This window comes from Sandaracinobacter neustonicus (assembly GCF_006385875.1).
GTDB lineage: Bacteria > Pseudomonadota > Alphaproteobacteria > Sphingomonadales > Sphingomonadaceae > Sandaracinobacteroides > Sandaracinobacteroides neustonicus.
The window spans coordinates 253,651-272,414 of sequence record NZ_VFSU01000034.1; the positions used below are offsets into that span (position 1 = coordinate 253,651).

Here is an 18,764-nt window from a genome sequence, read left to right on the forward strand (position 1 = left end):
CTTTCGCGCATTTTCCGGGTTGCAAGCCCCTTGTGCGGCGCACAAGATGTGCGTGTTGCAAGGGGATCATGTGACGTTACGCGCTTTTGATGAGACTTATGGTTTTGGCCCCTATCCTTCCGGGGACGGTGCCGGGCCTTTGTTCGGGGATGGTGGCCATGGCCCCGAAGTGCGGGCGGCTTATGCCGATGTGGATCGCTGGCTGCGCGCCTCTCCGCCGGAGTTGCTGGAAACGCGGCGGCGGCAGGCCGAGCTGTTCTTCCGCCGCATCGGTATCACCTTCGCCGTGTACGGAGACCCGGACGCCAGCGAGCGGCTGATCCCGTTCGATATCGTGCCGCGGGTGATTTCCGGCGGCGAATGGGGGCGGCTGGAAGAAGGGCTGAAGCAGCGCGTGCAGGCGCTGAACATGTTCCTCGCCGATGTCTATGGCCCGCGCGAATGCCTGAAGGCCGGAATCGTGCCGGAAGAGCTGGTGCTGCTGAACCCGCAATATTGCCTGCCGCAAGTGGGCCGCCGCCCGGCGAAGGATGTGTGGGTGCAGATCGCCGGGATCGATCTTGTGCGCACCGGGCCGGACGAATTCTTCGTGCTGGAGGATAATGCGCGGACGCCGTCCGGCGTGTCTTACATGCTGGAAAACCGCGAAGTGATGCTGCGGCTGGTGCCGGAGCTGATCCATTCGGTTTCGATGTCGGGCGGGTTGCGGCCGGTGGAGACTTACCCGGAAACGCTGCTGGAAACGCTGACCTCGGTTGCGCCCAACAATTGCAGCAGCGAACCCTGCCTCGCGCTGCTGACGCCGGGCATCCACAACAGCGCTTATTATGAGCACAGCTTCCTCGCCGACAAGCTGGGGGTGGAGCTGGTGGAAGGCTCTGACCTGTTCGTGCATTCGGACGTGCTCTACATGCGCACCACCGAGGGGCCGAAGCGGGTGGACGTGCTGTATCGGCGGGTGGACGATGACTATATTGATCCGCTGCAGTTCCGGCCGGACAGCGTGCTGGGCGTGCCGGGGCTGGTGAAGGCGGTGCATGCGGGCAACCTCACGCTGGCCAACGCGCTGGGCACCGGCATTTCCGACGACAAGGCGATCTACAGCTATATGCCGGACATCGTGCGCTTCTTCACCGGGCGTGATCCCATCCTGCATAATGTGCCGACATGGCGCTGCCGGGAGCCGGATGCGTTGAGCTATGTGCTGGACAATATCGCCGAGCTGGTGGTGAAGGAAACCGATGGCTCCGGCGGTTACGGGATGCTGGTGGGGCCGCACGCCACCGCCGCGCAGCGCGAGGCGTTCGCCGCCAAGGTGAAGGCCAATCCGCAGCATTATATCGCCCAGCCGACGCTGGCGCTTTCCACCTGCCCCACGCTGACGGCGTCTGGCGTGGCCCCGCGCCATGTGGATTTGCGGCCCTTCGTGCTGACGGGGGCGAACGGCAGCCAGATCGTGCCCGGTGGGCTGACGCGGGTGGCGTTGAAGGAAGGCTCTCTGGTGGTGAACTCCAGCCAGGGCGGCGGCACCAAGGACACATGGGTGGTCGATATTCCGGAAGGGGACGCCTGATGCTTTCCCGTTCCGCATCGAACCTTTACTGGATGGGGCGCTATCTGGAGCGCGCCGATTTCCTCTGCCGGCTGATCGACGCGACGGTGCGGCTGGCGTCTCTGCCCGCCTCCCACGGCGGGGCAGGGCCTGCGTGGGAAAGCGCGATCAAGTCGGCTGCCGTGGCGGACGCCTTCGAGGCCAAGGGCCTGCCGGTGGACGAAGCCAATGTGGGGCATTTCCTCACGCTGGACCCGGACAATGACAGTAGCATCCGCCGCTGCCTTGAAGCCGCGCGCAGCAACGGCCGGGCGGTGCGCACCTCGCTCACGCTGGAGACGTGGGAGGCGGTGAACGACGCATGGCACGAAGTGCAGCGCTTTGGCAGCGGCGTGCCGGACAGTTCCACGCTGGTGCGGCTGGTGGACAGCATCAAGAATTCGCTGCTGATGTTCGATGGCGCGGCGCACCGCACACAGCTCAGGGAATCCACCTATTGGTTCCTGCGGCTGGGCACCACGGTGGAGCGGGCGGACAACACCGCCCGGCTGCTGGACGTGAAATACCATCTGCTGCTGCCGCGCGAGGAGCCGGTGGGTGGCAGCCTCGATTATTTCCAGTGGACGACCTTGCTGCGCACGGTCTCTGCACTGACAGCCTATCGCTGGGTGTATCGCGAGAGCGTGAAGCCATGGCTGGTGGCGGACCTGCTGGTGTTCAACCGGGCGATGCCGCGTTCGCTGATCGCCTGCCTTGAAGATGCGGTGTGGTTGCTGGATCAGCTGGCGGCGACACGCGGGCGGCGGGGGCCAGCGAACAGGATCGCCTCGGCCTCTCTGCGCGCGCTGGCGGGCACCGATATCGAGCGGCTGTTCCAATCCGGCCTGCACGAATTCCTTGAGGAGTTCATCGGCGAGAACAACCGGCTGGGCAACGCCATCGCCGAACAATATCTGTTCTGATGCAGATCCTTGTCGATCATATCACGCGCTATAGCTACTCCGAACCGGCGGTGGGGGTGGTGCAGCTGTTGAAGCTGACGCCGCGCAACAGCGAGTGCCAGCAGGTGGTGAGCTGGCGGATCGATGTGGACGCCGACGGCAGCCTTGTTCCCGGCACCGATGCCTATGGGAATTTCGTGCACACTTTCTATGCAGACCGGCCGGTGGAGAGCCTGACGCTGCATGTGACGGGGCATGTGATCACCACGGATCAATCCGGCGTGCTGCTGGGGCTGGACGAGCCGCTGCCGCCGCTGCTGTATCGTCGGCCCACGCCGCTGACGGCGATCACCGCGCCGATTGCGCATTTCGCGGAAGGCTTCCGCCGCGACGAGCCGCTGGCGACGCTGCACGCGCTGATGCTGGGCGTGCATGAGCGGATCGAGTTCGCCACCGGCGTGACGGAGCCGCAGACCGACGCCGATGCCGTGCTGCAAATGGGGCGCGGCGTGTGCCAGGATCTGTCGCAGCTGTTCATCGCTTCTGCCCGGCATCTGGGGATTCCGGCACGTTATGTGTCTGGCCATTATGCCGCACCCGATCACCCGGAGCAGGAGGCCGCGCACGGCTGGGCGGAAGGCCATGTGGAGGGGCTGGGCTGGGTGAGCTTCGATCCCACCCATTGCGTATCCGGCACGCCGGGGCATGTGCGGGTGGCGGTGGGGCTGGATTCCTGCGAGGCCGCGCCCGTTCGCGGATCGCGGCGCGGCGGCGGAATCGAATCGCTTGCGGTGGGCGTGCATGGGCGGCAAGCGGGAGCCGAGCGGAAGAAGCAGTCGGCCTTCGGCCAGACACAGGCCTGAAGGCCACCGCTCGATAAGGGGTTCGGGTTCAGATGACTTATTGTGTCGGCCTGCTGGTGAAGGAAGGGCTGGTGATGATGGCCGATACCCGCACCAATGCGGGGATCGACAATATCTCCACCTACCGCAAGCTCCGCGTGTTCGGGGAAGACGGCAAGCGCATCATCTCCATCGCCTCGGCAGGCTCGCTCAGCACCACGCAGGCGCTGGTGAACCGGCTGCACGAGGGCGTGAAGATGCCCGGCAACGACGAGCCGGAGTTTCTGGAAACGGCCCCCACCATGTTCCGCGTGGCGCAGATCGTGGGCGAGGCGATGGTGGGCGCGAAGAAGGATATCGAGGCGGTGGTGCAGCAGCAGGAGGGCGTCGAGATCGGCGTGACCTTGCTGGTGGGCGGCTCCATCGACGGGCGGGCACCGCGGCTGTTCCTGATCTATGGCGAGGGCAATTTCATCGAATGCGGGCTGGACACGCCCTATTTTCAGGTGGGCGAGCTGAAATATGGCAAGCCGGTTCTGGACCGGATGCTGGATTATCGCACCCCCCTGCGCAAGGCGATCAAGATCGCGCTGGTCAGCATGAATTCCACCATGCGTTCCAATCTGGGGGTGGGGCTGCCCATCGACATGCTGGTGGTGCGGCCGGGCCATTCCACCGCCGCCGTGACGCGGATCGAAGAGAATGACCCCTATTACCATGATCTGGGGGCCAGCTGGGCGGCGGCGCTGAAAGATGCGCTGAACAATATTCCGGACCCTGCCTATCCGCTGCCGGGGGAAGATAGCGGCCCTGTGGCCGCGAAGTCTTAGGGTCCTGACCCTAATTTGGCGATTGCCTCCCATCGCTTGCCTGTCCTCCTTCCCGTTCCTCTCCTCCCGCTCAGGCTGAGCTTGTCGAAGCCCCGGACGTAAAAGCGCAATGGCTGAGCCCGTGGTGGGCATGCTCCATGGGCTTCGACAAGCTCAGCCTGAGCGGGTGGAGGGAGGCGACGGTAAAGGCTGAAAGGCCGATGGCGTTGCAAAAAGTATAATCGCCCATAGTTTTCACCGGACTGGCGCATTTGTGATGATTTCGCTGCACTGTGCTTTGCGAATTCCTTGCCCTGATGTTAACCTCTTATGGTTAACGACGAAAACACCTGATCAGGTTGGGGGCAACCATGCGCATGTTTCGGCCGTCTGCAGCATTTCTGAGCGTTTCCATTTTCGCCATTTCCGCACCGGCGCTGGCGCAGGAGCAGGTCGCGGCGGACAGCGCCGATACGGCGGATATCGAGACCATCGTGGTGACGGGAACGCGGCTGGCGCGCGACCCGAACTCGATCGCGCCGCTGCCCGTGAGCACCATTGGCGCAGACGAACTGCGGCTGGCGGGGAACAGCGACACCACTGCGACGCTCAGGCAGATTCCGGCGCTGCTGTCCTCCGGATCGGTGGCGGATTCGATCGATCGCGGCAGCGGTGGCGTGGGGCAGGCGACGCTGGACCTGCGCCAGCTGGGGGCCGAACGCACGCTGGTGCTGGTGGATGGCCGCCGCCATGTCTCGGGCGTGCCCGGCGCACAGATCGTGGACGTGTCCACCATCCCCTCTGCGTTGATCGAGCGGGTGGACGTGCTGACCGGCGGGGCCTCCGCCGTTTACGGCGCGGACGCCGTGACCGGCGTGGTGAACTATGTGCTGAAGCGGGATTTCGAAGGGCTGGAGCTGGACGCGCAGACCGGAATTTCCACCTATGGCGACGGCGCGCAATATCGGATCAGCGGCAGCTGGGGGAAGAATTTCGCCGACGGGCGCGGCAACATCACGATTTCGGCGGGCTATACCAAGGAAAGCGAGGTGTTGCTGGGGGATCGCTCGTTCACCGCGAACAATGGCCGCTCGAACAGCAACACCACCTATGCCAACCCGCTGAAGCGATTTCAGAAAGGCGAGATCGACGCGGCGACCATGCCGAACTTCGCCGCCTTCTATACGCTGGACAATGGCTATTACCCCTATGGCTTCCGTATCCCGACGGCCGCGGAAGCGGCGGAGCAGTTCCCCGGCGGGCTGACCGCGGCTGAGCGGGCGCTGGTGGAGCGGGCGGCGGCGGCCCCCACCTTCGCCATCGCCCCCGATCCGCGCTTTGCCATCTCGTCTGGCGAAGGGCTGCTGTGGCGCGCCGACTTCGGCTATTTCAACACCGATCTGAACGGCAATGGCAGGCCGGACTGCGAAGACAGCTATATTGGCTCGTTCGCGTTCGGCTTCGGCGGTGCCTGCTATGTGACGACGCCGGGTGGCGGGGTGAAGGTGTTTCAGGATGGCACCATCGCCACAGGCTCCAACCAGTTCGGCGGCGATGGCGCGGTGGAGCGCACCAACCAATCCTCGCTCACGCCGGGATCGCAGCGCCTGTTCGTGAACATGAAGGGGCAGTTCGAAGTCTCCACCGCGTTCGAGCTGTTCTGGGACGCGAAATATGCCCGCAACGAGGGGAAATCCCGCAGCAACTACAACAGCTTCTATGACAGCCTGCTGATCACGCCGGACAATCCCTATATCCCGGCCGCGCTTCAGGGCGAGGCGGACGAGGCTGGCGGCCTGCTGGTGAGCCGGGATTTTCTGGACCTGGGGCCGGGCATCACCACAGCGAAGCGCGACACCTACCGGATCGTCGGCGGCGCACGCGGCGAGATCGCGCCGGGTCTGAAATATGATTTCGGCTTGAACTGGGGACGGACGGATTCCGCCGTCACTTACTCCAACTCGGTGCTGGTGGACCGGCTGTTCGCCGCTCTGGACGCGGTGAAGCTGCCGGACGGGCGGATCATCTGCCGCTCCGACATTGATCCGACCATCGACCCGAACAAGGGCTCGCTCTATTTTCCGGTGATCGAGAACGGCTTTTTCACCTTCTCCCCCGGAGACGGCAAGTGCAAGCCCGCCAACATCATGGCTGGCAGCGCCTCCATCAGCCAGGAGGCGGTGAACTTCATCACCACGCCCACCACCGACAGATATCGGATGGAGCAGATGGTGGCGACGCTGGCCTTCACCGGCGATACCGCCAGCTTCTTCGAACTGCCCGGCGGCGGCGTGCTCTATGCCTTCGGCGCGGAGTATCGCAAGGAGATCAGCCGCACCCGCTTCGATCCGCTGACGCTGGGTTACCTGCCCGCCGGGGCCGCTGCCGGGCCGGAAGGGACGTTCATCGGCGACATTTCCGGCAACCAGAGCCTTGTGTTCGACGCACAGAGCCGCTTCTTCAATGCGGGCGGATCGTTCGACGTGAAGGAAGTGTTCGGCGAAATCTCCCTGCCGATCCTGAAGGAGCGGCGCTTTTTCGAGGAGCTGACGCTCGGCGCGGCCGGGCGCTATGCCGATTATTCCACCGTGGGCGGGCAGTTCACCTGGAATTTGAACGGAACATGGGCACCGGTCCGCGACCTGCGCTTCCGCGCCTCTTATGCGAAGGCGATCCGCGCTCCGAACATTTCCGAACTGTTCGATCCGCAGCAGGGCGCGACCTTCCGGCCTTCGGACCCGTGCGACGCCACGGTGATCGCCGATCTGGTGGCGGGCGGGGCGGCCAATGCGCAGAACCGGGTGGCCAATTGCCGCTCTGCGCTGTCTGCACTGGGGGTGTCCGATCCGGACGGGTTTCTGGACCCGCTCTCTGCCCGGTTCAACGGAACCACCGGTGGCAACCCCGATCTGAAGGCGGAAAAGGCGACCACATGGACGGTGGGCGGGGTGATCCAGCCGCGCTTCCTGCCGGGGCTGACCATTTCCGCCGACTATTATTCGATCGAAATTCGCGATGCGATCGCGGCCGTCAGCGCGCAGGATATCGTGAACAGCTGCTATGATCTGGAGACCTATCCGAACCAGTTCTGCGAGCTGTTCAGCCGCAACGGAGACGCGAATTCTTCGACGTTCGGCGGGCTGAACTTCCTGCGGCAGACGCAGATCAACTTCGGGCGGCTGGAAACCTCCGGGGTGGATTTCAACCTCGCCTATCGCTTCGGCTTTGGCGATCATGATGTCCGCCTGCAACTGGCGGGCAACTGGACGGAGAAGCTGGACCGTTACTTTGACCCTGTGAACAGCAGCCTTGTGAACCCCGGCCTGAGGGAATTGGGCGCGCCGGAATGGTCCGGCGTTGGCTCCCTCACTTGGGCGTGGAAGGCTGTCTCGCTCACATGGCGCAGCCAGTATATCGGCGAGCAGGCGGTCTCCAGCGCGGTGCAGATCGAGCGGGTGGATATCGAGTTCGGCAAGGACGGAATGGCACCCGATTACTGGGTGCATGATCTGGCCTTCAACTTCGACGTGACGCACCAGTTCAGCATGTATGGCGGGGTGAACAATTTGACGAACGCAAAGCCGTTCCGGGCCAGCCTTGCCTATCCCGTAAGCGGGGTGGGGCGCTTCTTCTTCCTGGGGGCGCGGGCGAAGTTCTGATCTGCTATAAGGACTGTGGGAGGAACCGATCATGACTGATACGCTGCCTGTGGGCCGTGCGCCGATGCATCTGTGGATCGTGGGCGGGCTGGGCCTGTTGTGGAACGGCTTTGGGGCGTTCGACTATGTGATGTCGAAGCTGCGCGGGGCCGATTACTTCCGGGAGATGGGGATGACGGAGGCGCAGATCGCTTATGCGCAAAGCTATCCGATGTGGATGAACATCGTCTGGGCGGTGGGCGTGTGGGGCGGGCTGCTGGGGACGGTGCTGCTGCTGTTACGGCGGCGGGCGGCGGCCCCGGTGTTCGCGCTTTCGCTGGCGGCGTTCCTGCTGAGCCTTGTCTATACCTATCTGCTGTCCAACGGCCGCGGGGTGATGGGCGAGGGGGCTTATATGCAGCTGGTGGTGCTGGCGGGCTGCCTGTTCTTCGTATGGTATTCACGGGCCATGGCAAGAAAGGGCGTGTTGAGATAGCGGTTTGGCGGCCTGCATTTTGGCTGGGTTTGTGTAGAGTATTTCATATCGTCTCCCCGGATTTCTTCATTGCGGGAACAGTTCAATATGGGTTTCGGCGGTCCGTCCATAATAGACGACCCGGCGGCCGGGGAAGGAGACCAGATAGCCCGCGCAGCCCGCCGCCTTCGCCTTTTCGCAGAAGACGGCATAGCTGTAGTCGGGAGCATTGGCCTGCGCCCAGCGCACCAGTGCCGCGACACCATCGCTATCGAATGCCGCCGCGACCGGACCGGCGGAAAGAGGCATGACAAGTTCAACATGGTCGCCATCCGGCAGATAATAGACTTGAGTGTTACAGCGATAATCGACCGCATATCCCTCAAATCCGGCCTCCACGAGCTTGCAGACGATCTCGGGGAAGCTCAAATCACCATCATGGGCGGCGTCGAGGCAGATTCTGGCAATGGCAATCCGTTCCGCGTCCATGCGCAGTTCCTTTCTTCGGGGATGATCGGGATTGAATAGGGTCAGTCGACGGGCATGGCAGACAGCCCATGCTTGTTGATCAGTGCATATAACAAGACACGCAGGCTTTGATGCGCTTCACCGCTCAGCACGGCGAAGAAGGCGGCGTCATTTTCGTCTGCCAGCCGGGCAAGCACCGGAACTTTCTCCGCGCCGGCCGTCGACAACGACAGGCTATGCCCGCGCTTATCATCGGGATTGCCATTGCGTTTGATCAATCCCTTTTCGAGCAACCGCGCTGCCAGCTTGCTGATCGCGCCCTTTGTCATGCCCATTCGATCGGCCAGCGCTGAAGGCGCTATGGCGTCGCTTCCATAGAGCGAGCGGAGCATGACCCATTCCGAGACGGTCACATCCTCACTTGCGACCTTGCGCGCAAATTCCTGCGAGACCGCGTTCGACACCATCCGCAACAGATAGCCTGTATGGGCATTGAGGTCGGAGACACCGGCCATAGCCACCTCGATTCATTGATCAGGGAATTAGTTGAGAGAAGTTTCCTAGTCAACATGTGCGCGCTCGTGTGAATGGAAGGCAGGCAATAGGGCCTGGACTCATAAGTCCCGGCCTTGTGCGAAGCGTATAGCCCCCACCCCAACCCCTCCCCTGCAGGGGAGGGGCTTCATATGTTGGGGGTGCAGGGGAATCATTCCCCTGCCCGCCGGAGGCCCTCTGTCTTCAGGCCCTTACTTCCACACGCAGGCGTCCAGCCCCTCGTTGGCGACGACGCGGGTGCGGCCGGCTATTCGGTTGGCGTAGCGTTTTGTGTAGCGGCCCGGCGAAGCTGCGTCTCGTTTGATGGGTTGGGGGAGGATGGCGGCGAGGCGGGCGGCTTCGGTGCGGGTGAGTTTGCTGGCGGGCTTGTTGAAATAGTGGATGGAGGCGGCTTGCACGCCGAACACGCCCCGGCCGAATTCGGCGATGTTGAGATAGACTTCCATAATGCGGGGTTTGCCCCAGATGAATTCGATGAGGACGGTGAACCAGGCCTCCAGCCCTTTGCGGACCCATGTTCGGCCGGACCAGAGGAAGGCGTTTTTCGCGGTTTGCTGGCTGATGGTGGAGCCGCCGCGCAGTTTCTTGCCTTGTTCGTTCGCCTGCATCGCCTTTTCGATGGCTTGCACATCGAAGCCGTTGTGTTCGCAGAAGCGGGCGTCTTCGGCGGCGATGACGGCGCGGGGGATGTGGCGCGACATCTCGTTCAGGCCGACCCATTCGCGGTAGACCTTCACATCGTTGAAATGATCGCGGATCATCAGGCTGGTGGTGGGCGGGTCGATCCAGCGATAGGCGGTGACCCAGACGAGGCTGAACAGGATCAGCCCGGCCAGCAGTTTCAGGGTGAACTTCAGGATGCTGAGCACAGGCCCTCCTGCGTGGCGCGGATGGTGCGGGCGACGATGGCGGACCAGCGGGCGACGCCGGGGGCATTGGCGATCAGATCCTGCCGGATTTCGAAGCCGAGATAGGGCAGGCCGATGGCTTCGGCGTGGCGGTCCATCGTGTAGTTCAGGATCTGCCCGGAATAGGGTTCGTTGGCACCGATGGGGCCGCCGAGATCGGGTTCGGCTTCCAGCGCGGCGAGGGCATATTCGGTGGCGCGGTAATCCTGATTCCACAGAATGGCGATGGGCCAAGGGCGCGGGGCGGGGGCCGAGGCGAGCGCGGGGGTGAAGCTGTGGATGGACACGAGCAGTTGCGGCGGGCGCAGCTGAATCTGCCGGGCGAGGCCATCGTGGAAGGCGTGGTGCAGCGCTAGGCGGGCGGCGGTGTCCGTGGCGGAGAGGTTGGCGTTGCCGGAGATGGGGATGCCGTCGCTGTGTTGTGGGATGGCCTGTTCCGGCGGGCGGTTGCAATCGACCACGAGGCGGGAGACCGAGGCGAGCCATGCGCGGCAGGCGAGCGTGGCGGCGACCGTGCGGGAGACGGCTTCGGCACCGATATCCCATGCGACATGCTGGCTGAGCGCTTCTGCCGGAACGCCGAGATCGAGGCCGGCGGGGACGGCGTTGGAGGCGTGATCGCAGACGAGGAGGATTCGCGGATCGTCTCCGTCGATGAGGCGGGGGGTGCTGCTCATCGGGCGAAATCGGGTTTGCGGCGGGCGAGGAAGGCGGAAACGCCTTCGGCGAAATCGGGGCCGGTGAAGGCCTGATCGAACAGGGCAGTGCTGGCGGCGTCGTCGTCCGCGGTGCCTTCGAGGATGCGCTGCACGGTGGCGCGGGTGGCCTTTTGCGTGAAGGGGGAGACGGCGATCATCTCTGCGGCCAGCGCTTCGGCGGCGGATTCGACGTTTTCCGCCAGTTCCTCGACGAGGCCGATCCGCTGCGCTTCTTCAGCGGAGATGAGGCGGCCGGTGTAGAGCAGGCGCTTGGCCTGACCGGGGCCGACGAGATCGACCAGCAGGCGGGTATCGTGCAGGGGGTAGACGAGGCCGAGCTTCGCAGGCGTGATGCCGAAGCGGGCGCGCGGCGAGGCGATGCGGATATCGGCCGCCAGCGCGAGGCCGCAGCCGCCGCCGACGCTGTCTCCATCCACCAGCGCGATGACGGGGAGCGGCGCGCGGGCGAGCGCGAGCTGGGTGGCGCGGATGGCGGCCTGATTGCGGGCGCGCCATTCAGGCGAGGCGGTTTCGCGGGCGAACTCGCCGATATCCGCGCCGGCGCAGAAGATGCCCGGCGTGGCCGAGCCGAGCAGGATGAGGCGGACGCCCGGCGTGGCGACGGCCTGCTCGACGAGGCGGGGGAGGCTTTCCCACATCGCCTGATCCATGGCGTTGCGCTTGTCTGGCCGATTCAGCCGGAGGCGGGCGACGGGGCCTTCGATGGTGAGGCTGATGTGGGGGGAGAGCGGATGTGCCATGCCGGGCCTGTTGTGGCAGCAGGCGGGGGCGGCCTCAAGAGGGAGAGGCGCGGGCCGGATACAGGAAAGGCGGCGAGTCCGTTGTCGGAATCGCCGCCTTCTGGATGACGGGCCGCAGGGAGGGGGGGGAGGGAGCGGCCCGCCTTTGGGAGCTTGTTATTGAACGGTCGCGTTCGCCTGGTTCGTCATCACCACGGCCAGTTCGGTGCCCAGCGACTTGGCGGCCAGGTTGAACTTCTTCGCGGCTTCCGAACGGTTGCGGGCGTCGCACAGGGCTTCACCCAGAGCGATGTTGCGTTCCGCCTTGCGGGCGGCTTCCGGTTGAGCCGAAGCGGCGAGCGTGCGCAGCTTCACCGGGGCGACCGCGCAGGTGTCTGCATCGCTGGCGAGAACCGGAGCGGCCAGAACAGAGAGGCTGGCGGCGGAAATTGCGGCGGCGACGGTCAGCTTGATGGCACGCATGGCTTCATCCTTCCACAGCTTGCGGCAGGGAGCGGCGTTTTGCGCTTCTGCCGGTGCCCTCTTGTCCCGACCCGGCTTGTCCGGGCTTGAACCGAGCGGCACTCAATTCGATGAAGCGAGGATTAAAGTTTCACTCAGTTCGCGTCAATATGGAAATTGAGTGACACGCAGTTTTTTGCAGCATTTTTTGTTGCACTGCAACATCACATGGGCGATGAAAGGTTAATATTCCAGCAAATCAAATGCTTTACATGGGCCTATCATTTTTGCCATGCAGCGAGAAAGGCGCTGTTATGCAGTTTGCGTATGGCTGATCTCGCCCCAGAAAGACCGGTGCGGACCGCTTATGTGGCGCTATGTGAGCGCGACTCGAAAGCGGCTGTCAGGCTTCGCCTTCGGTCTCCACCATGGCGGCGGCGAGCGCTTCGCGCGGGCCTTTTCCGCCCCACAGCACGAACTGGAACACCGGATAATAGCGTTCGCATTCGTCGATCGCGGCATCCACCAGCGCGTGCGCCTGCGGCATGCTGAGCGCGGCGTCGTCCGGGCCGTCCAGCAGCACGGCGTGGCGGAACAGCAGCGCGCCATCGGCCGACCATTGTTCGAAATGGCCGATCCACAGCTGCTCGTTCACCAGCGCCAGCGTTTCGAACAGGTTGGCGCGGGTTTCCGCATCGGTGCGCGACGCGCCCGCGTTGATTCCGGTGAGCGCGATGAACTGAAGCACCCGGTCTTCCTCGCGCCAGAGCGCGCGGAGTTCATAATCCGACCAGCTGCCCTTCACGGTGGTGACGATCTCTTCGTCTCCGTCGCGTTCGAAGGCCCAATTGTGGCTGGAGAAATAATGTTCCAGCGTGTCGATGGGGGGCTGCGGATCGGCTCCCATGTCGAATTGCAGGCTGGTCATGCTGTGATCCTCGATTGTTCCGGCCCTAGCAGTAGAGCCGCCCCCGCTTCCGCAGCACCAGATATTGCGCCATGGCCGCAGCTTGGCAAGCGCCGCCGTTCGCCGGCGCGGCAAATGATGTGGATAGCTTGGGTGCGCGTGGCGCAGGCGGGCTGTTTCAGCTGATGTCGATCTTCTGCGCCTTGGCGCGCGGGGTGCGGGCTGGCTGGGCGGCCGTGGGGGTGCTGGTGCGCAGCGATTCGATCTCGGCCTTCAGCGCCTCGATCTCTGCGCGGGCTTCGGAGGCCAGCGTTTTCACCGCTTCGAATTCCTCGCGGCTGACCATGTCCATGCCGCCCATCATCTCGCGGAACTTTTCGCGCATGCGGGTTTCGGCTTCGCGGCCCGCACCCGCCATGGTGCCTGCCATCGACGACATCATCCGGGACAAATCCTCGAAGAAGGGGTTCTGGTTCTGCATGTCGTCGTCTCCGGCCGCCGGGCGGGGCGGCAAATCTGCCTGTTGGATAGGCCGCCTACATAGGGGCTTGCGGCGGCCTGCGCCAGTATCGGCCTGTTCCGGACGATCATACTCTTTGCAAACACGTCGGCTTTTCGGCCTTTGCCGCCAGCCCCTCGCTCCGCTCAGGCTGAGCTTGTCGAAGCCCATGGAGCATGCCCAACCCGACTCAGCCGCTGTGCTTTCGCGTCCGGGGCTTCGACAAGCTCATCTGAGCGGGGGAGAGAGGCAATTGGACAGAGGACAGGCGGCGATGCCGGTTCGCAAGGGAGCCAAACGGCCTATTCCGCCGGTTGCGCGCCGCCTGCCTTCAGGCCTTTTTCCAGTTCGCGGGTGATGAATTCGGGCGACTTGGTGCGCCGTGCCAGCGCCGCGTAGAACACCGGGATCACGAACAGGGTGAGCAGGGTGGCGAGGCTGACGCCCCAGACGATGACCACGCCGATGGCCTGCCGCGAGCCTGCGCCTGCGCCGCGCGCGATCATGAGCGGCACGGCCCCGGCGACGGTGGCGATGCTCGTCATCAGCACGGGGCGCAGCCGTCGTTCGGCGGCTTCCAGGATGGCGGCGCGGAATTCCGCGCCATCATCCCGCAGCTGGTTGGCGAACTCGACGATGAGGATGCCGTTCTTGGCGGCCAGCCCCACCAGCATGACGATGCCCACCTGCGAATAGAGGTTCAGCGTGCCGCCCATGATCCACAGCCCGAACAGGCCGCCGCCCACCGCGAGCGGGACCGTCAGGATGATGACGCCGGGGTGAATCCAGCTTTCGAACTGCGCCGCCAGCACAAGGAACACCAGCACGATGGTCAGCGCCAGCACCACCCACAGCGAGGACCCTGTCTGCCGAAGCTGCTGGCTTTCCGCCTTGAAGCCGACGGCGGTGACGGCGGGCTGTTGCAGCGCCACCGCTTCCAGATAATCCAGCGCTTCGCCCAGCGTGGTGCCGGGGCCGACATTGCCCTGAATGGTGATGGCGCGCTGCTTGTTGAAGCGGCCGAGCTCGCCCGCCTGCGCGGCTTCGCGCAGCTTCACCACGTTGGAGAGCGGGATGAGATCGCGCGTGGTGGTGGAGCGGACATAGATGTTGGCGAGATTGTCGGGCGTGGCGCGGTCTGCGTCTTCGGCTTGCAGCACCACATAATATTCTTCGCCGCGATCGATGAAGGTGGTGACGCGGCGGCTGCCCATCATCGTTTCCAGCGTGGCACCGATATCGGCGATCTGCACGCCCAGATCACCTGCGCGCGTGGTGTCGATGTCGACGATCAGCTGCGGCCGGGTTTCCTTGTAATCGCTGTCCAGATCGACGATTCCGGGGTTGCCTTCGGCGGCCTTGAAGATGGCGTCGCGCGCTTTCGCCAGTTCCTCGAAGCTGTTGCCCGCGATCACCAGTTGCAGCGGCCGGCCGCGGCCGCGGCTGAGCGTGTTGCCGGACGACGCGTTGCCGCGAATGCGCGGATCGGCTGCGAACATCTTCTGGAATTCATCCATCACGCTTTGCGTGGTAACCTCGCGATCCTCCCAGGGCACGAGGAACACTGTCATCCCGCCCGAGGCGAAATCTTCCGTGGCCCCGAAGCCGCCCGGCGCACGCACGATCACCCGGCGGATTGGCTGGCCATCGCCCACCTTGGGCAGGACCTTGTCCTGAAGATCGACCATATAGGATTTCATGCGCTCATAGCCGGTGCCTTCGGCGGCCTGCACATTGGCGAAGAAATAGCCGACATCCTCGTTCGGGGCGAGTTCGGACTTCAGCGTGGAGCCGAGGAACAGGCAGAGCGCGACGAAGCCGAAGGCGACGCCGCCCACCAGAAACGGGCGATCCAGCACCTTGTCCAGCACGCCCATATAACGGCGCTGCACCCGATCGAACTGGCGATCGAACCATTGGGTGAAGCGGTTGTGCCCGGTTTCCCGCCGCAGCATCTTCGAGCAGAGCATGGGCGTGAGCGAGAGGGCGACGAAGCCGGAAAAGGCCATGGCCCCGATCATCGCGCCCGCCAGTTCGCGGAACAGCAGGCCGGTGTTCCCGGCGATGAAATAGAGCGGGACGAACACCGCGCAGACGACGACCGTGGTGGCGACCACGGCAAAGCCCACCTGCCGCGCGCCCTGATAGGCCGCGACCAGCGGCGGCTCGCCCCGTTCGATGCGGTAATAGATGTTTTCCAGCACCACGATCGCATCATCCACCACAAGGCCGATGGCGAGCACGAAGGCGAGCAGCGTGAGCAGGTTCAGCGAATAGCCCAGCACATAGAGCACGGCGAAGGTGGCGATGAGGCAGATGGGCACGGTGAGCGCGGGGATCAGCGTGGCGCGGAACGAGCCGAGGAAGATGAAGATGACGGCGACGACGAGGATCGCGGCTTCGGCCAGAGTTTGCCAGACATTGTTGATGGCGCGTTCGATGAACAGCGAACTGTCGAAGCTGACGGCGAGTTCCATGCCGGCTGGCAGGATCGTCTTCACCTTTTCGATTTCGGCCTTCACATCATCCGCCACCTGCAGCGTGTTCGCGCCGGATTGGCGGACGATGCCCAGCCCCACAGCCTGTTTGCCGTTGGAGCGGAAGAAATTGTAGCGATTCTCCGGCTCCAGCGCGACGCGGGCGACATCGCCCAGCCGCACCAGATAGCCATCCGGCCCGCGCCCGACGATGAGGTTGGCGAACTCGGCCGGGGAGGTGAACTGACGGGTGATCCTGACCGTGAGGTTGGAGGCATTGCCTTCGATGCGGCCGGCGGGAAGCTCCACATTCTGGCGGCGCAGCGCGGCCTCGACATCGGAGGTGGTGAGGCCATAGGCGACGAGTTGCGAGCGCGACAGCCAGACGCGCATGGCCTGCCGCGCCTCCCCGCCGATCTGCACCCGGCTGACGCCGTTCACAGAGGCGAAGCGATCCACCAGAACGCGGTCGGCGTAGTCCGTCAGCTGCATCTGCGTCCAGTCCGGCTGGATCACGTTCAGCCAGAGCACGGGCTGGGCGTCCACATCCACCTTGCTGATCTGCGGCGGGTCTGCGGCTTCGGGCAGCTGGTTCAGCACGCCGGCCACGCGATCACGCACATCGTTTGCGGCGGCGTCGATATCGCGGGAGGCGGAGAATTCGATGGTGATGTCAGACCGGCCATCGCGTGAGCGGCTGGAGACGGTGTCGATGCCTTCGATGCCCGAGATCCGGTCTTCGATCACCTGAGTGATCTGGTTTTCCACCACCTGCGCGTTCGCGCCGCGATAGGTGGTATCGATGGAAACGACGGGGGGTTCGATGGCGGGCAGATCGCGCACGGGCAGGCGCAGGAACGAAACCGCCCCCACCAGCACCAGCAGCAACGACATCACCGCCGCGAACACCGGGCGGCGGACGGAGATGTCGGACAGGATCATGGCGCGGGGGTTTCCTGTGCGGCGGGCCTGGCGGCTTCAGCCGTGCGCTCCACGGGCTTCACCGGGCCGGGGCCACGAATCTTCACCGTGCCTTCTGCCACCACCCGGTCTCCGGCTTTCAGGCCTTCCACCACTTCCACCCGGCCGTCGCGGCGGGCTGCCGCCTTCACGGGCACGCGCGCGGCGCTGTTTTCCGCATCGACGCGCCAGACATAGGCACCGCTGCCTTCGCCAATGATGGCGAGTTCGGGCACTGTCAGCGAATTGCGCGGGGCGGATTTGATCTCCACCGTCATCAGCATGCCGGGGCGCAGGCGCAGATCCGGGTTGGGCAGCACGGCGCGCGCGGTGGCGGCGCGGGTGACGGGATCCACCACCGGATCGATGGAGGCGATGCGGCCGCGGAAGTCCTCGCCGGGGAAGGCGGCGGCGCGGGCGGAAATCTCCAGCCCCGGCTTCAGCGCGGTCAGATAGGTTTCCGGCACGGTGAAATCGAGCTTGATGCGGCTGTGATCGACGATGGTGGCAATGGTGGTGCCCGCGTTCACGACAGTGCCCGGCGAAATGCGGCGGAGTGAGAGATAGCCGGGGAAGGGTGCGCGGATCACCCGATCGGCGATCTGCGAACTGGCCTGCGCCGATTGCGCGCGGGCGACGTCCACGGCGGCCTGTTGTTCATCGATACGGGCCTTGGTGGCGAAGCCCTGGCCTTGCAGTTGCTTCAGCCGGGCGAGTTGCAATTCCGCCTCGCGCTGGCGGGCCTGGCTTTCCTTCAGATTGGCACCCTGTTCCGAGCGGACCAGTTCCGCAATCACCGCGCCGCGCGGCACGAACTGGCCGTCTGCGAAGTTCAGCCGTTCGATCCGTTCGGTGACGGTGGAGTTGAGATCGGCCTGTTCATTAGCGCGCGCGGTGCCGACGGCCTCGATGGAATCGACCATGGGCGTGAACGCGACGGTTTCGACGATGACGGCGGGCGGCCCGCCGGGGCCTTTGGACGCACCGCCCTTATCGCCCTTTTCCGCCTGTGCGCCGGTTTTTCCGCCGCCGGTTTTGCCACTGATCGAGTCGACGAGCGAGCAGCCGGCCAGCGCGAGGGCGGCGGCGGGCAGCAGCATGAACGAGACTTTGCGGATCAAGGCGCGCGGCTCCTGGTGATGAAAGCGATTCTGTCCTGATAAGACCAAATCGCGACGGGAGATGGATGCTGGATGAACGCGTTGCAACTTATTATGCAGCGGGCGGAAAGAATTTCGCAAACCATGTGGAGGTGCCGGAAAATTTGCGGCAAAGCGGCGACGCAGGGCCGGACCTTTGACCGCCGGGGTCGCATCCTTTATTTCAGCGCCCATATAGGCTGCGGTTGCGGGGCCGTGAAGGCTTGCTTGAGGAACGACGGGTTTCATGAAGATGGACTGGCTGAGCGGCCCGCCGGGGGCGGAGGATGGCGGCAATGACGAGGGCGGGGGCTATGGGGGCGGCACCGGCACCGGTGTCGTCACGCGCACCCGCACGGAGACGCAGAAGCCGTCTTTGTACAAGGTTCTGATGCTGAACGACGATTACACGCCCATGGAATTCGTGGTGCATGTGCTGCAACGCTTTTTCAAGATGAGCATCGAGGATGCGACGCGGGTGATGCTGCATGTGCATCAGCGTGGCGTGGGGATCTGCGGCATCTTCACCTATGAAGTGGCCGAGACGAAGGTGACGCAGGTGATGGATTTCGCCAAGCAGCATCAGCATCCGCTGCAATGCACGCTGGAAAAGGCCTGAAGCCTTTTCCAGCGTGCATTGCGGTTTTTTGTTTTGCCCCTGCGGGCGCCGCCCATCCGGGCGGCTTGCTTCCTC

Annotated in this window: 17 protein-coding genes; 7 read left to right on the plus strand and 10 right to left on the minus strand. The window is 64.3% G+C overall.

Annotated elements, in window-relative coordinates:
* Positions 1-46: 46 nt before the first annotated feature.
* The 6 genes from FJQ54_RS16470 to FJQ54_RS16495 all read left to right on the plus strand — a co-directional run bounded on the left by FJQ54_RS16470 (position 47) and on the right by FJQ54_RS16495 (position 8,278).
* Positions 47-1,573 (plus strand): circularly permuted type 2 ATP-grasp protein, encoded by a 1,527-nt coding sequence (locus FJQ54_RS16470; protein WP_140929497.1) that lies wholly within the window; start codon positions 47-49, stop codon positions 1,571-1,573.
* Complete coding sequence (locus tag FJQ54_RS16475; RefSeq protein ID WP_140929498.1) at positions 1,573-2,514, plus strand: alpha-E domain-containing protein; 942 nt, start codon at positions 1,573-1,575, stop codon at positions 2,512-2,514. The genes FJQ54_RS16470 and FJQ54_RS16475 overlap by 1 nt, the downstream gene beginning before the upstream one ends.
* Positions 2,514-3,356 carry a transglutaminase family protein gene (locus tag FJQ54_RS16480; RefSeq protein WP_140929499.1) on the plus strand — a complete coding sequence of 281 codons (843 nt, stop codon included), beginning with the start codon at positions 2,514-2,516 and terminating at the stop codon, positions 3,354-3,356. The genes FJQ54_RS16475 and FJQ54_RS16480 overlap by 1 nt, the downstream gene beginning before the upstream one ends.
* 32 nt (positions 3,357-3,388) lie before the next feature.
* Entirely contained in the window at positions 3,389-4,165 is a 777-nt protein-coding gene (locus tag FJQ54_RS16485; RefSeq protein ID WP_140929500.1) for a peptidase, read from the plus strand.
* A gap of 350 nt (positions 4,166-4,515) precedes the next feature.
* On the plus strand, positions 4,516-7,803 hold the full coding sequence (locus tag FJQ54_RS16490; protein WP_140929501.1) for a TonB-dependent receptor domain-containing protein: 3,288 nt from the start codon (positions 4,516-4,518) through the stop codon (positions 7,801-7,803).
* A gap of 31 nt (positions 7,804-7,834) precedes the next feature.
* On the plus strand, positions 7,835-8,278 hold the full coding sequence (locus FJQ54_RS16495; RefSeq protein WP_140929502.1) for a hypothetical protein: 444 nt from the start codon (positions 7,835-7,837) through the stop codon (positions 8,276-8,278).
* A 66-nt stretch (positions 8,279-8,344) separates the two neighbouring features.
* On the opposite strand, the gene FJQ54_RS16500 is transcribed toward FJQ54_RS16495, so the two are convergent.
* The 10 genes from FJQ54_RS16500 to FJQ54_RS16545 all read right to left on the minus strand — a co-directional run bounded on the left by FJQ54_RS16500 (position 8,345) and on the right by FJQ54_RS16545 (position 18,052).
* Positions 8,345-8,746, minus strand: coding sequence for a DUF1398 domain-containing protein (locus FJQ54_RS16500; protein WP_140929503.1), 402 nt, complete (start codon positions 8,744-8,746; stop codon positions 8,345-8,347).
* A 41-nt stretch (positions 8,747-8,787) separates the two neighbouring features.
* Complete coding sequence (locus FJQ54_RS16505; protein ID WP_140929504.1) at positions 8,788-9,240, minus strand: MarR family winged helix-turn-helix transcriptional regulator; 453 nt, start codon at positions 9,238-9,240, stop codon at positions 8,788-8,790.
* A gap of 231 nt (positions 9,241-9,471) precedes the next feature.
* Positions 9,472-10,149: a monofunctional biosynthetic peptidoglycan transglycosylase gene (gene mtgA, locus FJQ54_RS16510; protein ID WP_140929505.1), complete on the minus strand. Its 678-nt coding sequence runs from the start codon at positions 10,147-10,149 to the stop codon at positions 9,472-9,474.
* On the minus strand, positions 10,134-10,865 hold the full coding sequence (locus FJQ54_RS16515; protein ID WP_140929506.1) for an N-formylglutamate amidohydrolase: 732 nt from the start codon (positions 10,863-10,865) through the stop codon (positions 10,134-10,136). The genes mtgA and FJQ54_RS16515 overlap by 16 nt, the downstream gene beginning before the upstream one ends.
* Positions 10,862-11,647, minus strand: a complete 786-nt coding sequence (locus tag FJQ54_RS16520) for an enoyl-CoA hydratase/isomerase family protein (RefSeq protein WP_235890508.1) — start codon at positions 11,645-11,647, stop codon at positions 10,862-10,864. Before FJQ54_RS16520 ends, FJQ54_RS16515 begins: the two co-directional genes overlap by 4 nt.
* Positions 11,648-11,803: 156 nt before the next feature.
* A complete protein-coding gene (locus FJQ54_RS16525; protein WP_140929507.1) occupies positions 11,804-12,109 on the minus strand; it encodes a hypothetical protein in 306 nt (101 codons plus the stop codon).
* A 382-nt stretch (positions 12,110-12,491) separates the two neighbouring features.
* Complete coding sequence (locus FJQ54_RS16530; RefSeq protein WP_140929508.1) at positions 12,492-13,016, minus strand: type III secretion system chaperone family protein; 525 nt, start codon at positions 13,014-13,016, stop codon at positions 12,492-12,494.
* Positions 13,017-13,173: 157 nt separating this feature from the next.
* The gene (locus FJQ54_RS16535; RefSeq protein WP_140929509.1) at positions 13,174-13,476 is read right to left on the minus strand and encodes an accessory factor UbiK family protein; all 303 of its coding nucleotides are present in this window, start codon (positions 13,474-13,476) and stop codon (positions 13,174-13,176) included.
* Positions 13,477-13,796: 320 nt separating this feature from the next.
* Positions 13,797-16,913, minus strand: a complete 3,117-nt coding sequence (locus FJQ54_RS16540) for an efflux RND transporter permease subunit (RefSeq protein WP_140929510.1) — start codon at positions 16,911-16,913, stop codon at positions 13,797-13,799.
* Positions 16,910-18,052: an efflux RND transporter periplasmic adaptor subunit gene (locus FJQ54_RS16545; RefSeq protein WP_181160199.1), complete on the minus strand. Its 1,143-nt coding sequence runs from the start codon at positions 18,050-18,052 to the stop codon at positions 16,910-16,912. Before FJQ54_RS16545 ends, FJQ54_RS16540 begins: the two co-directional genes overlap by 4 nt.
* 271 nt (positions 18,053-18,323) lie before the next feature.
* On the opposite strand from FJQ54_RS16545, the gene clpS reads away from it, so the two are divergent.
* The gene (gene clpS, locus FJQ54_RS16550) at positions 18,324-18,689 is read left to right on the plus strand and encodes an ATP-dependent Clp protease adapter ClpS (RefSeq protein WP_408006044.1); all 366 of its coding nucleotides are present in this window, start codon (positions 18,324-18,326) and stop codon (positions 18,687-18,689) included.
* Positions 18,690-18,764: the final 75 nt, after the last annotated feature.

Bases quoted from the DNA above. Each gene is read 5' to 3' on its own strand.
- FJQ54_RS16470 (WP_140929497.1), top strand. From the start codon at position 47: ATGTGCGTGTTGCAAGGGGATCATGTGACGTTACGCGCTTTTGATGAG.
- FJQ54_RS16475 (WP_140929498.1), top strand. From the start codon at position 1,573: ATGCTTTCCCGTTCCGCATCGAACCTTTACTGGATGGGGCGCTATCTG.
- FJQ54_RS16480 (WP_140929499.1), top strand. From the start codon at position 2,514: ATGCAGATCCTTGTCGATCATATCACGCGCTATAGCTACTCCGAACCG.
- FJQ54_RS16485 (WP_140929500.1), top strand. From the start codon at position 3,389: ATGACTTATTGTGTCGGCCTGCTGGTGAAGGAAGGGCTGGTGATGATG.
- FJQ54_RS16490 (WP_140929501.1), top strand. From the start codon at position 4,516: ATGCGCATGTTTCGGCCGTCTGCAGCATTTCTGAGCGTTTCCATTTTC.
- FJQ54_RS16495 (WP_140929502.1), top strand. From the start codon at position 7,835: ATGACTGATACGCTGCCTGTGGGCCGTGCGCCGATGCATCTGTGGATC.
- FJQ54_RS16500 (WP_140929503.1), bottom strand. From the start codon at position 8,746: ATGGACGCGGAACGGATTGCCATTGCCAGAATCTGCCTCGACGCCGCC.
- FJQ54_RS16505 (WP_140929504.1), bottom strand. From the start codon at position 9,240: ATGGCCGGTGTCTCCGACCTCAATGCCCATACAGGCTATCTGTTGCGG.
- FJQ54_RS16515 (WP_140929506.1), bottom strand. From the start codon at position 10,865: ATGAGCAGCACCCCCCGCCTCATCGACGGAGACGATCCGCGAATCCTC.
- FJQ54_RS16520 (WP_235890508.1), bottom strand. From the start codon at position 11,647: ATGGCACATCCGCTCTCCCCCCACATCAGCCTCACCATCGAAGGCCCC.
- FJQ54_RS16525 (WP_140929507.1), bottom strand. From the start codon at position 12,109: ATGCGTGCCATCAAGCTGACCGTCGCCGCCGCAATTTCCGCCGCCAGC.
- FJQ54_RS16530 (WP_140929508.1), bottom strand. From the start codon at position 13,016: ATGACCAGCCTGCAATTCGACATGGGAGCCGATCCGCAGCCCCCCATC.
- FJQ54_RS16535 (WP_140929509.1), bottom strand. From the start codon at position 13,476: ATGCAGAACCAGAACCCCTTCTTCGAGGATTTGTCCCGGATGATGTCG.
- FJQ54_RS16540 (WP_140929510.1), bottom strand. From the start codon at position 16,913: ATGATCCTGTCCGACATCTCCGTCCGCCGCCCGGTGTTCGCGGCGGTG.
- clpS (WP_408006044.1), top strand. From the start codon at position 18,324: ATGGACTGGCTGAGCGGCCCGCCGGGGGCGGAGGATGGCGGCAATGAC.